11 protein-coding genes and 1 pseudogene are annotated in these 14,851 nt (G+C 54.0%); 6 read left to right on the top strand and 6 right to left on the bottom strand.

Translation table 11 applies throughout. From position 1 onward, the window contains the following. Nucleotides 1–345: 345 nt before the first annotated feature. Nucleotides 346–591 (top strand): annotated as a pseudogene (locus DSD30_RS22060) (DUF6538 domain-containing protein); the annotation flags it as partial. Nucleotides 592–723: 132 nt separating this feature from the next. Here the strand turns inward: DSD30_RS22060 and DSD30_RS20635 are convergent. The 5 genes from DSD30_RS20635 to DSD30_RS20615 all read right to left on the bottom strand — a co-directional run bounded on the left by DSD30_RS20635 (nucleotide 724) and on the right by DSD30_RS20615 (nucleotide 6,030). Further along, the gene (locus DSD30_RS20635) at nucleotides 724–1,545 is read right to left on the bottom strand and encodes a DeoR/GlpR family DNA-binding transcription regulator (RefSeq protein WP_114011650.1); all 822 of its coding nucleotides are present in this window, start codon (nucleotides 1,543–1,545) and stop codon (nucleotides 724–726) included. Between the two features lie 140 nt (nucleotides 1,546–1,685). Beyond that, a complete protein-coding gene (locus DSD30_RS20630) occupies nucleotides 1,686–2,762 on the bottom strand; it encodes an ABC transporter permease (protein ID WP_114011649.1) in 1,077 nt (358 codons plus the stop codon). Beyond that, entirely contained in the window at nucleotides 2,759–4,333 is a 1,575-nt protein-coding gene (locus DSD30_RS20625) for a sugar ABC transporter ATP-binding protein (protein WP_114011648.1), read from the bottom strand. The genes DSD30_RS20630 and DSD30_RS20625 overlap by 4 nt, the downstream gene beginning before the upstream one ends. Nucleotides 4,334–4,336: 3 nt before the next feature. Next, the gene (locus DSD30_RS20620; protein WP_114011647.1) at nucleotides 4,337–4,984 is read right to left on the bottom strand and encodes a DUF2291 family protein; all 648 of its coding nucleotides are present in this window, start codon (nucleotides 4,982–4,984) and stop codon (nucleotides 4,337–4,339) included. Between the two features lie 104 nt (nucleotides 4,985–5,088). Further along, the gene (locus DSD30_RS20615) at nucleotides 5,089–6,030 is read right to left on the bottom strand and encodes a D-ribose ABC transporter substrate-binding protein (protein WP_114011646.1); all 942 of its coding nucleotides are present in this window, start codon (nucleotides 6,028–6,030) and stop codon (nucleotides 5,089–5,091) included. 415 nt (nucleotides 6,031–6,445) lie between these two features. Here DSD30_RS20615 and DSD30_RS20610 point away from each other — a divergent pair, with 415 nt between their 5' ends. From DSD30_RS20610 to DSD30_RS20595, 4 genes are all read left to right on the top strand, one after another. Further along, complete coding sequence (locus DSD30_RS20610) at nucleotides 6,446–7,909, top strand: L-fucose/L-arabinose isomerase family protein (protein WP_114011645.1); 1,464 nt, start codon at nucleotides 6,446–6,448, stop codon at nucleotides 7,907–7,909. A 97-nt stretch (nucleotides 7,910–8,006) separates the two neighbouring features. Beyond that, complete coding sequence (locus DSD30_RS20605) at nucleotides 8,007–8,828, top strand: transketolase (RefSeq protein ID WP_114011654.1); 822 nt, start codon at nucleotides 8,007–8,009, stop codon at nucleotides 8,826–8,828. After that, nucleotides 8,825–9,784 (top strand): transketolase family protein, encoded by a 960-nt coding sequence (locus DSD30_RS20600; RefSeq protein ID WP_114011644.1) that lies wholly within the window; start codon nucleotides 8,825–8,827, stop codon nucleotides 9,782–9,784. The genes DSD30_RS20605 and DSD30_RS20600 overlap by 4 nt, the downstream gene beginning before the upstream one ends. Before the next feature lie 39 nt (nucleotides 9,785–9,823). After that, complete coding sequence (locus tag DSD30_RS20595) at nucleotides 9,824–11,293, top strand: FGGY family carbohydrate kinase (protein WP_114011643.1); 1,470 nt, start codon at nucleotides 9,824–9,826, stop codon at nucleotides 11,291–11,293. A gap of 128 nt (nucleotides 11,294–11,421) precedes the next feature. On the opposite strand, the gene ribB is transcribed toward DSD30_RS20595, so the two are convergent. Continuing rightward, nucleotides 11,422–12,525: a 3,4-dihydroxy-2-butanone-4-phosphate synthase gene (gene ribB, locus DSD30_RS20590; RefSeq protein WP_114011642.1), complete on the bottom strand. Its 1,104-nt coding sequence runs from the start codon at nucleotides 12,523–12,525 to the stop codon at nucleotides 11,422–11,424. Between the two features lie 559 nt (nucleotides 12,526–13,084). Between ribB and DSD30_RS20580 the strand changes: the two genes are divergently transcribed. After that, on the top strand, nucleotides 13,085–14,443 hold the full coding sequence (locus DSD30_RS20580; protein ID WP_114011640.1) for a transposase: 1,359 nt from the start codon (nucleotides 13,085–13,087) through the stop codon (nucleotides 14,441–14,443). Nucleotides 14,444–14,851 lie beyond the last annotated feature (408 nt).

Genomic DNA, 14,851 nt, shown 5'->3' with positions numbered 1-14,851 from the left:
TCGTAAAAGAGCGCTGCCTGCGCAACTTGCCTCGGTCCCAGCATTCGCAAATCCCCCCTTTTCCTAAAAGGATTGAATCAGGACCAAGCGATTACTTCAACAGCTACTTTTTCAACACCATTCGCCCATTTTACGAGTTTATCCCATGCGGTGATGGGGATCTGAACCGAGACCTAGATCGCTCTGGCTGCGCAACAATTTGTGTAACAATGTGGCCTATATTTCGATGAAAATGGCAGAAACTAGCCGTTTATATAATTGATTGCAACTCACCCGACTTTACCATATCCCTGATGTTGCCATATCAAATTTCCATTTAAAATCAATTCATTGACCGACACGCCTATGTTGGCGGCTGTGTCATGCGGTATTTTGTGTAACGAATTGTGTGACATGGATCTCCGGATACGCAAAGAAAATCGCTACATGCAAGAACGAGGGAGGCGCTGGCATTATGTAAGGCGTGTTCCCGTGGATGTCGCCAATCACTATGATGAAGCCATGATACGCCGGTCTCTTGATACGGACGATCTGGGTACGGCGCGCTTACGTCGCGATGCGACAGAGAAAGCAGACGATGATTACTGGACCGAATTGCGAATGGAAGGCCAAACAACACCTGTGGCCGTTCGTCGTTATGAAACCGCGATCTCGCGTGCCAAGGCCATGCGTTTCGACTACATCCCTTCAGATAAACTTGCCATGCCCGAAAGCATTGAGGAGTTATCTGGCAATCAGAACTTCGACACCGCGCTTTTCGAATTCCTTGGCATCACGATCGGAAATGCCATCATCGGTGATGAAGGAATGGATCAACTCCAGCGCTCCGAGGCGAGTGAAGGATGATTTGTTCACCTTGGTGGAGTCCGCGACGAGATAGACATGGGACGCGGCCCGGATCATGGCTTTTTTCAGTTCAAGATCCGCGAAGCTGGGATAGGTAAGGCCTGTGTCGGCCCCTACGCCAGCCGTCGCCAGAAACAGCTTTCCAGCATAAATATTCTTGAAATACTCAACCGCATGGTCGCCGCTGATCGACAGGGTTGGTGACTTGAACTGACCACCCGGAAGATGGACCGCATAGCCGGGAGACTGACCAAGGATGATGGCAATGTTGAGCGCATTGGTGATCACTGTCATGCCCTGGCGATCGGTGATGCGGGTGGCAACTTCCGTGGTGGTGGTGCCAGCATCCATGATGATGGTTTCATGATTGCCAACCAGCGAAGCGGCATAACTGCCGATCAGGCGCTTCTTGTCCATATTCTCCATATGCTGGAGAACCATCGTTCCGACGGGAGCAGGGGATTGTCGTCGCAGATGCGCACCGCCATGCTCACGGGTGATGCTGCCTTCGGCTTCCAGCCTTTCCAGATCCTGACGGATCGTGGCTTCGGAGACTTCAAAGGCTGCCGACAGATCCCGCACCCGAGCACTGCCTTCCTCTCGGAGCCACTCGAGGATCTTGCGCCGGCGAGGCTCAGCCAAAAGGCCGGTAATCCCGTCATTTGTGGTCGCTGTTATTTTCTCGTTCGGCTTGTTCATTGTGATCCGGATCTCATCTGGCGAAACTGGCTTTTCCTAGCACTCCGCTGAATCGAAGGCAATGGATCTCGCTTGAAAAGCTCTGTCGACCGAGAAAGGTCGACAGAGATCATGCTTTTGAGCTTGCATCGAAGCGGATGCTACTCGTTTAGGGCGGCCTGCTGTTGCAGCACGACCCGGGCTTGCAGCTTCTGTTGTGCCTGATCAACGACAACAGCGGCGATGATTACAAGGCCCTTGATCACGGTCTGCCAGAAGGCGGAGACGCCCATCATCACCAGACCGTCAGACAGGATGCCGATGACGAAAGCCCCCACGATAGTGCCCGCAATCTTGCCGCGCCCGCCAGACATCGAGGTGCCGCCCAGCACAGCTGCCGCGATGGCATTGAGTTCGAACATATTGCCGGTTGCTGGGTGAGACGCAACCAATTGCGAGGAGATGATCAACCCGACCAAGGCCGCGCAGAAGCCAGAAAACATATAGACCGCGATTTTGACCATATGGACATTGACGCCGGAGAGGGCTGCGCCCTTTTCATTGCCACCCACCGCATAAATATAGCGACCAAGCGGTGTGCGGCTGGCCACATAGGCCGCCCCCAATCCAACCACGACCAGCATCCAGATCGAGATAGGCATGCCGAGAAAATCGCCTGCTCCAATCAGATAAAAGCTGTCATTGCCATAGTCTGCTGACCCATTGAGATTGGGGAATGTGCGGCCGTCGGACGAGAGCAAAGCCCCACCGCGCGCGACATACAGCATGCCAAGTGTGGCAATGAAGGGCGCCACATTGAGCTTGGTTATGAGAATGCCATTCACAAGGCCAATCAGGATGCCAACGCAAATGACGACAAGCATGATTTCGATTGTGTTGAACTGGATTGTCCAGCCAAGACCCAAATCAACCCCATTGAGAATGAGCCATCCGGCGACCATGCCGCAAAAGCCCACAATTGAGCCGACCGAAAGATCAATGCCACCGGTGATGATGACAAAGGTCATGCCGATCGCCAGAAAGGCATTCAGCGCGACATGTTTGGACATGATAATCATGTTGGCCGTGCTGAGAAAATTTGGCGCAGCAAAGGCAAAGAAGGCAAAGACAAGAATAAGCGCAATGAAGGTGCGTGCTTTTAGTAGCAAAAGCAACAGAGCACCTGATGTGTTGTCCGTTGATGGATTGGCTGTGGGGTTCGCTGTGGCACTATTCATGATAGGGCTTCCTCCAAAGCGCGATGTTCGTTGACTTTTCCTGGTGTGGATGCGGAGACGAGTTCCTCGCTGGTCACGCTTTGCGCGTCGAACTCGCCGCTGATCTGTCCGTTTGCCATCACGACAATTCTGTCGCTCAGCGCCATCACCTCTTCAAGGTCGGACGTGACAAAGATGATGCCGAGACCCTCAGCGGTCAGTTCCCGCATGGTGCGGAACATTTCGGCCTTGGCGCCAATATCGATCCCGCGTGAGGGTTCATCCATCAGAAGAATCTTTGGATGGGTCATCAGCGCCTTGGAAACCACCACCTTCTGCTGGTTGCCGCCCGACAGGCTGGAAACCGGATTTTCCAATGAGGCAATCTTGATCGACAGCTTGCGGACATAGTCAGCAGCTGCTTTCGCCTCGCGGACAAGGCTCATATGAAACAGCTTTGTAAACTCTCTCAATGAGGACAGGGTGATATTTTCGCGAATGGGCAATATCTCGATCAGGCCATCCTGCTTGCGGTTTTCAGGGATCAGAGCGATGCCATGATTGATGCGGCCTGCCACGCTCTTGTCGCGCACCTCTTGCCCTGCCACGAAAACCTTGCCACCTGCAGAGGGATGCTGAGCCATAATGCACTCAAAGAACTCGGAACGACCCGCGCCCATCAAGCCATAAACACCCAAAATCTCGCCGGCCCGAACGGACATGGATACCTGATCGACAAGATAGCCGCCGCCCATTCTTGGCAAGGTGATATTTTCTGCGCGAAAGATTTCCTCGCCAAATTCCAGCACTTGGGTTTTGGGAAAGTCCTTTGAGGCTCCGCCGATCATGTTTTTCACGATCCAGCTCACATCAATCCCGTCCATCGAACGGGCGCCGGTGATTTTGCCGTCCCTCAAGACGGTAATATAGTCACCAATCCGCACCAATTCCTCCAATCGGTGCGAAATATAGACAATGCCGACCCCTTCGGACTTGAGGTCGCGGATGACGCGAAAGAGGATCTCGACCTCATTGGCTGACAGGGCCGATGTCGGCTCATCAAGGATCAGAATGCGGGCATTCTGAACCAATGATTTGGCAATCTCAACGATCTGTTGCTGGCCAATGCGCAAGTCACCCACGGGGGTATCGGGGTCGATATCTTCATGCTCAAGGCGCTTGAGGATTTTGCGGGTTTCTGCGCGCTGATGGTCGCGATCAATATCGATCCCGGCGCGTGTCTTTTCACGCCCGATGAAGATATTTTCCGCCACACTCAAATTGGGAAACAGATTGAGTTCCTGAAACACAATACCGATGCCCGCGGCTTCGGCCTGATTTTTGTTGTAGAATTTAACCGGGTCGCCCCACAATTCCATGCTGCCAAGGGTCAGCGGCTCAACTCCAGCCACGATTTTCATCATGGTTGATTTGCCCGCGCCATTCTCCCCGACAAGCACATTCACAGCGCCCATATAGAGGTCAAAATCGACATGATTGAGCGCGATGGTTCCCGGATAGACTTTAACCCCGTCGCGGATTTTCAGGCCGATGTCCGGACCCGTCTTGGGGGTGGTTTCATTGGCTGACATCGCTCAGTCCTCCACAGCGATCTGCACCGGCACCAGCAGGATCGGATCACGTTGTTTCGGCAGACTGAAGGCACCTGTGAAACGCACCGACTGGCCAATCAGATCACCCTCTGGCAGGTCAATGGCAGCACTGGCCACATCGTTTAGGGCCCGTGCCAGTTTGGCAAATTCAATCTGATCGCGGAAATCGGTGAAAACAAAGAAGCTCGCTGAATCGCGCAAGGCCGTTCCCTTGATGACCGGACCGAGTTGCACGGTTAGGTCCGCTTTGCTGTCCCCGGTCACATCCACTTCAAGCTTGGCCGCGCGCGAGGTGCGATTGGAGGCAACAACAACGCCCTGTCCCTTTGCAACAAAGTTCCAAGGGCTGCCTTCGCTGGCTTTGGGGATGCCGAAAGTCTCTCCGGCCTTGTCGAGATCAGTGGCAATGGCAGCCAGGATGTTTGTGATGGCTCGTGCCTTGTCATCCATATAGGGCAACAGTTTTGGCTCATAGACATCTTGTGCCAGTACCGCCATACGTTCGGCGTCGGTCATTTGAGCCGCGCTTTGGGCTACATCATTGGGATCGGGATTTTTGACTATTTTGCAGCCCGCGACGATGGGCAGTATCGTCAGGAGACAGGCCGCCAGAAGAGGGGTCCGGGTCATGTCGAACCTTCATGTCGTTCGAGGGAAGCGGCGCTGCATGGCAGCAGCACCGCAGAGTAAACCTGGCGCGTTGGATCCTGTGCGCCGGCGCGATTGCCTGACGATCATTCAGACAAAGCAAAGGTTTCCAGCTTGGAAGCGTTGTCATTGTTGATCAGCACACAATCCATTAGCTGTTTTTCTTCCATACCCGTTGATCCGGTCTTGATATATTTGTCTGCCTGTTCGACAGCCAGCTGTGCCTGACGGAAAGCAGGCTGAAGGACAGTTGCCTTGATGCCGCCTGCAAGAATGGAGTCGCGCACATCATTGGAGCCGTCAAAGCCGACAACGATGACATCTTCACGCCCAGCCGCTTTGAGGGCCGCCCACGCACCCATTGCCATTGTGTCATTGCCCGAAATCACACCCTTGATGTCCGGATTGGCCTGCAACATGGTTTCCATCACCGTATAGGCTTCGGTCTGGGACCAGTTTGCAGATTGCTGCGCAACCATTTTCATGTCGGGATATTGATCGATGACGTCATGATAGCCAGAGGAGCGAATGCCCGCATTGGTGTCGGATTCCCGTCCCAAAAGCTCAGCATAGACACCTTTCTCACCCATCAGTTTGACGAATTCCTCCGCGCCGACCTGAGCGCCCTGATAGTTGTTGGAAACAATCTGGCTGACTGCGACGCCAGACGCGGTGATTTCGCGGTCGATCAGGAAGGATGGAATGCCCGCATCCTTGGCGCGCTGGACAGCAGAAACGGTGGCATCAGCACCGGCATTGTCAAGAATGATTGCTTTGGCGCCACTGGCAATTGCGCTGTCAAACAGTTCTGACTGCTTGTTGGCATCATCATCATGCACCATGACAACTGTTTCATAGCCAAGCTCTTTCGCCCGTGCTTCAGCGCCGACGGCTTCTGCTTTGAAGAAGGGGTTGTCGTGGCTTGGTGTGATGATTGCGATCAAGCCTTCTGCAGAGGCAAAGCCGGGCAGCATGCCAGAAATGCCAAGGGCGAACGCGGAAATAAGCAATCTACGGTGTAGGTTCATAAGTTCCTCCATTGTGACAAAATCCCAAAATGGGATGCCTCCTCCAATATAAGAGTGACACATTCGATTTATGTCAATCACTATCGATTTCTTTCGTATTTTTTTGGTTTGAAAGGGTGTGGGGGTTGTGGATAAGCGCGCCTACATCCTGCGTATGTTTCAAAAGATAGAGGGGAAGATATATGAATAAATGGCGAAAAGTTGCGTATTTTGGGGAAGGTGGCCGGTGCTTTGATGCTGGCTTTTGGCGGCTATTTCTCGTAAACTAGAGCCATGGCAATTCTAACTTTAATGTGTTTTTCGATTGCAAATGAAAGAAATCGATAGTAATTGAGAATTAGAGACGGAGCTTCATGGCGCTGGGAGACCAGATTAAAGGGCGCTATGATTTTCCAAAGATGAGGAGCAGACCACTATGAGCAAAAACGCAATGCGCAAGATCACACTGGGTGTGGTCATCGGAAGTCGAGCGTTTTTTAATGGCGCGCCCTGCAAGGCGGCGCGGGACGAGGTGATAGCCCATTTGGACCGATTGGGGGTCGCTGTCGAAATTTTGCCGTTTGATGCAACGGTGAATGGAGCTGTCCAGTCAATTGATGACGCCAAGCTCTATGCTGCCCATTTCTCGGCCAAGCGTGATGTTCTTGACGGATTGGTTATCTGTTTGCCGAATTTCGGCGACGAGATCGCGATTGCCGAATTGATCAATCGCGCCAAGCTCGATCTTCCCATCCTATTGCAGGCCAGCAATGACGAGGTCGACAAGGTCGATGTCAAATCTCGACGCGATGCCTTCTGTGGCAAATTGTCGGTCGCCAATAATTTCTATCAATATGGCGTGCCCTTTACCGAGACCACATCGCATACCTGCGATGTTTCGTCCGAGGAATTTGGCGCAGATCTTGACCGCTTCGCCCGCCTTTGCCGCACAATTCGCGGCCTGAAAAACGCACGCATTGGTGCCATTGGGGCCCGGACCGGTCCTTTCCAGACCATGCGCTATTCTGAAAAGCTGCTTCAGGCCAGTGGTCTGACGGTGGTCACGGTGGATATGTCCGAGATGATCGCATCCGCCAATGCCATTGCTGACAGCGATGCGGATCTTGCTGCCAAATTGGATGCGATTAAGGCCTATGGAACGATCCCGGCCCATATCACCGAGAGCCAAATTGCAAGACAGGCAAAATGGTCCTTGGCCGTGAACCGCTGGATTGCCGAGAATGAATGCGATGCCTCCGCGATCCAATGCTGGCGGTCGCTGCAGGACAATTTCGGCTGTGCCACTTGCCTTACGATGTCGATGATGGGTGAGGAATTGATGCCATCGGCTTGCGAGGTGGATGTCATGGGCGCGATTTCCATGTATGCGCTCACCCTTGCGTCTGGAGCACCGTCCGCGATTCTTGACTGGAACAACAATTACGCGGATGAAATCGACAAATGCGTCTGCACCCATTGCGGCAATTATCCCAAGCAATTCATTGGAGCGACGCCGGAAATCGGCGAGCTGGATGTGCTTGGCGAAACCATTGGGCGGTCAAAATGCTTTGGCGCTGTGAAGGGCAAGGTCGAGCCCGGGCCAATGACCTTCTTCCGCCTGTCGTCTGATGATCGCCTCGGCACGCTCAAGGCCTACACCGGTGAAGGGGACTTCACCAATGATCCCTTTGGTATGGATGGTGGCATAGCCGTCACCAAGGTAAAGGACCTGCGGGCTCTGATGAATTTCGTCACCAAAAATGGCTTTGAACATCATGTTGCGATGGTGCGTGGGCATCATGCCGACATCGTGGCGGAAGCCGTCACGCGCTACATGAAATGGCCCCTTTACAATCACGGCACACCTCCCGTCCCCACACTCACCTGGCCAGGTTGCTGACCGGCTTCATTTGTCGCAAGGGGCGCTGGCCCGTTGAGTGTTGGGTGACTGGTGCGCCGGTGCCTTGAATGGAAGAAAAACAAGAATGGAGATTGAGATGGACACTCGGGATCTGAGAGTCATGGCCAACAGGATCCGTCGTCGCGATCTGCGGGCCGTTTTCGAGGCGGGCGCAGGTCACGTTGGTGGCGAAATGTCGGTGATCGATATTCTGACCGCGCTCTATTTCCACGTCTTGCATGTCGATCCGGACAAGCCGCTGGATCCTCAAAGAGATCGCTTCATTCTAAGCAAGGGTCACACCGCCTGCGCGCTTTATGTGACATTGGCGGAAAAAGGTTTTCTGCCCAAAGAGGAAATCGAGACCTTCCTCCAGCCCCATTCGCGTCTGAACGGCCATCCAAACCGCACCAAACTGCCCGGAGTTGAAACCAATACCGGCCCCTTGGGGCATGGCTTGCCGGTGGGCGTCGGCATGGCGATTGCCGCCAAGCTCGACGGGGCCACATGGCGGACCTATGTGGTCACCGGCGATGGAGAAATGCAGGAAGGCAGCAACTGGGAGGCAATCGCCTCGGCGGCCCACTATAAGCTCGACAATCTGACGCTGATCATTGATCACAATCGCTTGCAGCAGGGTGCCAGACTGGCAGAAACAAACAATCTGGCGCCCTTTGCGCCAAAGCTAGCTGCCTTTGGCTGGGATGTGCTGGAAATTGACGGCCACAATATGGATGAGATCGTGGATGCCTTGTCGCCGGATCGGCGCAATGCGGGCAAGCCCCTCGCCATTGTCGCCCACACCAACAAAGGGCATGGCATTTCTTTCATGTCGGACAATGTCGCCTGGCATCACAAGGTGCCCAGTGAAGACCAATATAAGCAGGCCATGGCCGAACTCGAGGAGGCAGCTCTATGACCGCTCTTGCCAAAGAAACCAAGCTTTATGATTGCCGCGATGCTTTTTCTGCAACGCTGGTGGCAATGGCGGCCAACAATCAAGCGATTGTTGCGGTCTGCAATGACTCGGTCGGCTCCTCCAAGTTGGATGGCTTCCGCGATGCCTATCCTGAGCGGCTGGTCAATGTCGGGATCGCCGAGCAGACAATGGTCGGTGTTGGTGCGGGGCTCGCCAATGGCGGAAAAATTCCCTTCGTCTGTGGCGCGGCCTGCTTTCTGACAGGGCGGGCGCTTGAGCAGATCAAGGCGGATGTGGCCTATTCAGACACCAATGTCAAACTGGTCGGCATCAGCTCCGGCATGGCCTATGGCAATCTGGGGCCAACCCATCATTCGACGGAAGATTTCGCCTGGGTAAGGGCCATTCCGAATATCGCAATCGTTGCACCATGCGACAATATCGAAACGGCAGCAGCGGTTGCCTTCGCTGCGGACTATGACGGGCCGATCTTCCTGCGCCTCAGCCGCACCGGGGTGCCGCAATTGCTGCCAGACGACTTTGAATTCGCGCTTGGCAAGGCCAACACCATCCGGGAAGGAAGTGACGTGACCTTGATCGCCAACGGCATTCTGACCCATCGTGCGCTCGCGGCCGCTGAGAGCCTTGAAGCTCAAGGGGTCAAAGCACGGGTGTTGAATATGTCGAGCATCAAGCCGATTGACGAAGCGGCCATCACGCGAGCCGCAGAGGAAACCGGTGCGATTGTAACCTGCGAAGAGCATTCCATTTTTGGCGGTCTTGGCAGCGCCATCGCCGAAATCGTCACCGAAACCTGCCCTGTGCCAATGAAGCGGCTTGGCGTGCCCGGTGTCTTCCCACCAACCGGATCGGCGGAATTCCTGCTCGATGAGTTTGGCATGTCGCCACAGGGGATTGCTGACACAGCTTTAGAGCTTCTCAAGCGCAAGGCATAGCAGGCTGACAGAAAGCAAGTATCAGGGAGGGGGGAAGTGATGCAGCGAGGAATATTGGCAATCGACGAGGGAACGACAAACAGCAAGGCTGTCTTCGTTCTCCAAAGCGGTGACATCATAGCGCGCGGATCCTGCCCGGTCGAAACAAGACATCCGCAATCCGGCTGGGTTGAACAAGACCCCTTGCAGGTCTGGCAGAGCACAGTTGCCGCCATGACGGCCTGTCTGGAGGCCGTTGGCCCTGCCGAAATTATCGCAATCGGTCTTTCAAATCAGCGGGAATCGGTGATGCTGTGGGATCGCCGGACCGGAGAGCCATTGGGGCCGCTGATCACTTGGCAATGCCGGCGAACGGCAGCGGCTTGTGACGCGCTGAAAGCCGATGGTCAAGAGTCTGGGGTCATTGCGCGCACGGGCCTGCCGCTTGATCCGCTCTTTCCGGCCACCAAAATCCGCTGGCTGCTGGACCATCACGGGCAGGGGAGAGATCCTGCCGATTTGTGTGTCGGAACGGTGGATTGCTGGTTGATCTGGAAATTAACAGGCGGTGCCGTGCATGCCTGCGATGCCTCAAATGCCGCCCGCACCCAGCTTTTTGACATTGAGCGCCATTGTTGGGACGAGAGCCTTTGTGCACTATTCGATGTGCCGATGGCCATTTTGCCTCAGGTCTGTGATTCCGCCCATATCTTTGGACATAGTGCTGATGTGCCGGGCTTGCCTGATGCTGTGCCTGTTGCCTCTGCAATCGGCGATTCCCATGGGGCGCTGTTTGGTCATGGGGCTTTTGAGGTTGGCGATGGCAAAGTCACCTTTGGCACCGGTTCCTCGATCATGACAACGCTGGATGCCTTTGTCGTTCCCCCAAAAGGCATCACCACGACGATTGCCTGGCAATTGAATGGCACGGCGACTTATGCCTTTGAAGGCAATATTTTGGTCAGTGCCTCAATACTGCCTTGGGCAGCCGATCTGCTTGCCCAACCGGATGTGACAGCCTTGCTGGAGCTTGCTCAAAGTGTCGACAGTGCGCTAGGGGTGCGTTTGGTGCCAGCCCATGTGGGCTTGGGTTCGCCGCATTGGGATGCCAATGCGCGGGGACTGATCAGCGGATTGTCCTTTAATGCGGGCAAGGCGCATATTGCGCGGGCTGCGGCCGAAAGCATGGCCTTTCAGGTTGCTGATGTCTTTGAGATCATCGAAGCCAATTCCTCCCAAGGGATCGGGCACCTCTTTGTGGATGGAGGACCAAGCAAAAATCCTTTCCTTATGCAGATGGTGTCTGACTGTATCGACCACCCCATTGTTGTTGGCGACAGTGCTGAAGCGTCCGCACTCGGCGCAGCCTTTCTGGCTGGTTTGGCCACGGGCTTCTGGCCAGATCTAGCCGCGATCCGCGCAATGCAAAGCAAGGGCAAGGACTTTGCCCCGAAACTGGATGAGGCCGCGCGTCAAAGCCTCATCAAAGGCTGGAAGCAAGCGGTCAAACAGGTGCGCTTGACGGCCTGACCTGATCGATACAAATGGAATAACAAAGGCCCGGATCAATGATACGGGCCTTTTCCATTGAGGGCTAAGTCCTGTCCAGACGTGTCATCTGTCAGGCCTTAGTCACTCTATTTGCGTTGGGTCTAACATCAAATGATGTCTGTGCCGGTGATTTCCAGCCCAAAGCCTTCAAGGCCGACATAATGGCGCTCTTTGGAGCTAAGCAGACGAATGGACGAAATGCCCAGTTCCTTGAGGATTTGCGCCCCCAGACCAATGTCGCGCCATTCGTCCTTGCGACCTTGTGCTGTGCCATGCTCCTCGGCTTCAGCGGCCTCCAACCCGTCGCGAAGACGCATAGAGTTATGGACCACACCGGGTGACCCATCCCGCAGATAGACAAGAACACCCCGGTCTTCGCTAAAGCGCTTTGTGATCTGATTAAGACTGTCGGTCAAACCAAAGACATCGGACAAGACATTCTCCTGATGCAGCCGGACCGGGATATCCTTGCCATCGCGAATGTCACCAAAGACAAGGGCAAGATGCTCAACCTGATCATAAGGCGCTGTGAAGGTCACCGCTTTGGCATTGCCATAACGGGTCTCCATAGTGAAGGTCTCTTTTTTCTCAATCAGACGCTCAGTGCGCTGACGATAGGCGATCAAATCGGCAACTGACACCATTTTCAAGCCATGTTCCTTGGCAAAATCCGTCACTTCCGGACCGCGCTTGACCGTCCCGTCATCATTGACCAACTCCGACAAAACGCCAAAGGGCTCAAGACCAGCAAGGTCGCACAAATCAATCGCAGCTTCCGTATGGCCTGAGCGGGTCAAAACGCCACCCTCTCTGGCAACCAGCGGAAAGATGTGGCCGGGTCTGACAAAGTCAACAGCGGCGCAATTGGAATTGGCAAGGGCATGGACCGTCATGCAGCGTTCTTCTGCAGAAATCCCCGTTGTGGTGCCATGCTTGTAATCGACTGAGACCGTAAAGGCGGTTGAAAGCGGAGCGTTGTTGTTGGCGACCATGGGGTCGAGATGCAAACGGGCTGCATCCTCTTTTTTCATCGGGGCACAGACAATGCCGGACGTATAACGGATGAAAAAGGCCATTTGCTCCGGTGTAATCTTGGTCGCTGATGCGATCAGATCGCCTTCATTCTCGCGGTCATCATCATCGGTGACGACAACAATCTCGCCAGCCTCAAAGGCCCGGATGGCGACTGCAACGCGTTCCATGTCAATCATGTGTTTGTCCTTCCCAAAGATGCCCGCATACTAAATGTTTCTATATTGCAGCAGGTCTCATTCTTCTCGATGTATCACCTTGAAAGGCAAAATTCGAAATCAAACAGAATTATTCGAAGATGATATAAACCAAAATGCAGATATGGCCAAGTAGACGAGGAAAGAATTGCAAAGTCGGTCATACATGGGCAGGCTTTCTTCCGAAAAGTCTGCTGGGGCATTGGCTCCTGAATGGATTTCACGAACCCAATCCAGCAGCCATCCTTCAAGATCTCGCACCAGCGGGAAATGTCCTCAACCCGCCCGACGATGCCGCTGCCGCCAGGGCTGGCACCGAGATACCTCGAATGACCGCTTTCGCCGATGGATGCGGTGATCTCGCACCTGCGGAAAATGGCAGCTATCCTGCCGCCCAGATTTGCCAAAAGCGCACACTGGTGCCATTAAACTTCGGCGCTGCAGCGAATGTCTCAAATGTCCGAATGGTGTTGAAAAAGTCGCTCTTGAAGTAATCGCTTGGTCCTGATTCAATCCTTTTAGGAAAAGGGGGGATTTGGGAATGCTGGGGCCAAGACAAGTTGCGCAGGCAGCACTCTTTTATGAGTTTTCGATTGAAAGTCACGTTCCTTCTGACCACTTACTCAGGAAGGTCGACCACTTTCTTGATCTGAGTGAGGTCAGATCTTTCCTTGCTCCCTATTACAGCAGCCAGGGCCGCCCTTCGATTGATCCAGAACTGATGATCAGGATGTTGTTGGTCGGCTACATTATGGGCATTCGCTCCGAGCGGCGCATCTGTGAGGAAGTTCACCTGAACCTGGCCTATAGATGGTTTTGCCGTTTGGACTTGGATGACCCTGTTCCTGACCATTCGACATTTTCCAAGAATAAACATGGCCGTTTCCGGGATAGCGATCTTTTCCGCCATCTCTTCGAACTGGTGTTGGCCCGCTGCATCGCAGAGGGGCTTGTCGGTGGGGAGGCTTTGGGCGTTGATGCTTCCATCGTGCAAGCTGATGCAAAGCGGCTGAACAAAGTTGAAGCATCAGATTGGACGCCAGAACGGATCACGCGGGCGACAGAAGAATACTCTGAGACCCTTGATGATGCCGCTTTCGGCGCTGCAACGCCCGTGAAGCCAAAGGTGCTCTCGCCGGTTGATCCGGCAGCACGCTTTACTGGAGCAAAGAAGGCCTATTCGATCTTTGCCTATTCCACCAACTATCTGGTGGACTTGGATAATGCTGTGATTGTTGACGTTGAAACAACAGCGCCGATCCGGCAGGCGGAAGTCAATGCCGCACTGGATATGGTTGATCGTGTTGAGGAGAAGTTTGGTATATACCCAGAACGCTTCGTCGGTGATGGCGCTTATGGCAATGCCGAAACACTTGCTTGGCTGGTTCATGAAAAAGGTATCGAGCCACATGTTCCGGTTCTCGACAGATCGCAACGGCTCGACCAGACATTCTCGTGGACCGACTTCAAATTCGACTACGAGAATGACCGATACATTTGCCCTGATGGCAAAGACTTGCTGCCCAGTCGCCGTCAATTCCAGACAATCCGGCCCAAGGTGCAGGGTGATGAAAATATCCGATATCGTGCTGCTAAAGCGGACTGTCAAAACTGCACATTGAAGTTCAGATGCTGCCCCAACACAGCCACCCGACACATCACCAGATCGATCCATGAAGGAGCGCGAGACTTCGCCCGAGATCTGGCAGATACCGATGACTTTATCGCCTCAAGGCGCGCCAGGCGCAAAGTGGAGATGCTGTTCGCTCATATGAAGAAGATCATGGGGCTGAACAGATTGCGTCTTCAAGGACCAAATGGAGCAAAAGACGAGTTCACACTGGCAGCCACAGCACAGAACCTGCGCAAAATGGCAAAGCTGCTCCCAACTCCGGAATGAGGGAGCGTCGAGCCTCCCAAAACTGCTGCGCTTCGCTCGAACAGCAGCAATGGGGAAGTTGCTTAAAGGTTCGTTTTGGGTGACGAGATACCGCATTGGGCTGCCTTTGATGCGAAAAAGCGGCTGCATAAGCGAGGCAGTATGAGTGTTTCGGCACGGATGTGCGTGTCTATCTTGCGGGCGGGGTATCGGATATATGCAAATGGATCTCGGGTTTCGCAGCTTTGGCTCAAGATGTCCTACTTCGGGACCCGACGTGCGACACTGTCTTATCGGTTAAATCTGTTGGACAACGCAGTCCATCCCGGCTGTGTTGAGGCAGAGAAGCATTACGCGCGCATGGTCCATTGGAGGCGCAGCACGTGAAATTGCCGCATTGATGTCGCACTATAGTCGTGTCCCCGATTT

The sequence above is a fragment of the Cohaesibacter intestini genome, from assembly GCF_003324485.1.
Classification (GTDB): Bacteria; Pseudomonadota; Alphaproteobacteria; order Rhizobiales; family Cohaesibacteraceae; genus Cohaesibacter; species Cohaesibacter intestini.
The sequence above is the reverse complement of the archived record's forward strand: the minus strand, read 5'-3'. Positions and strand labels throughout refer to the sequence as shown.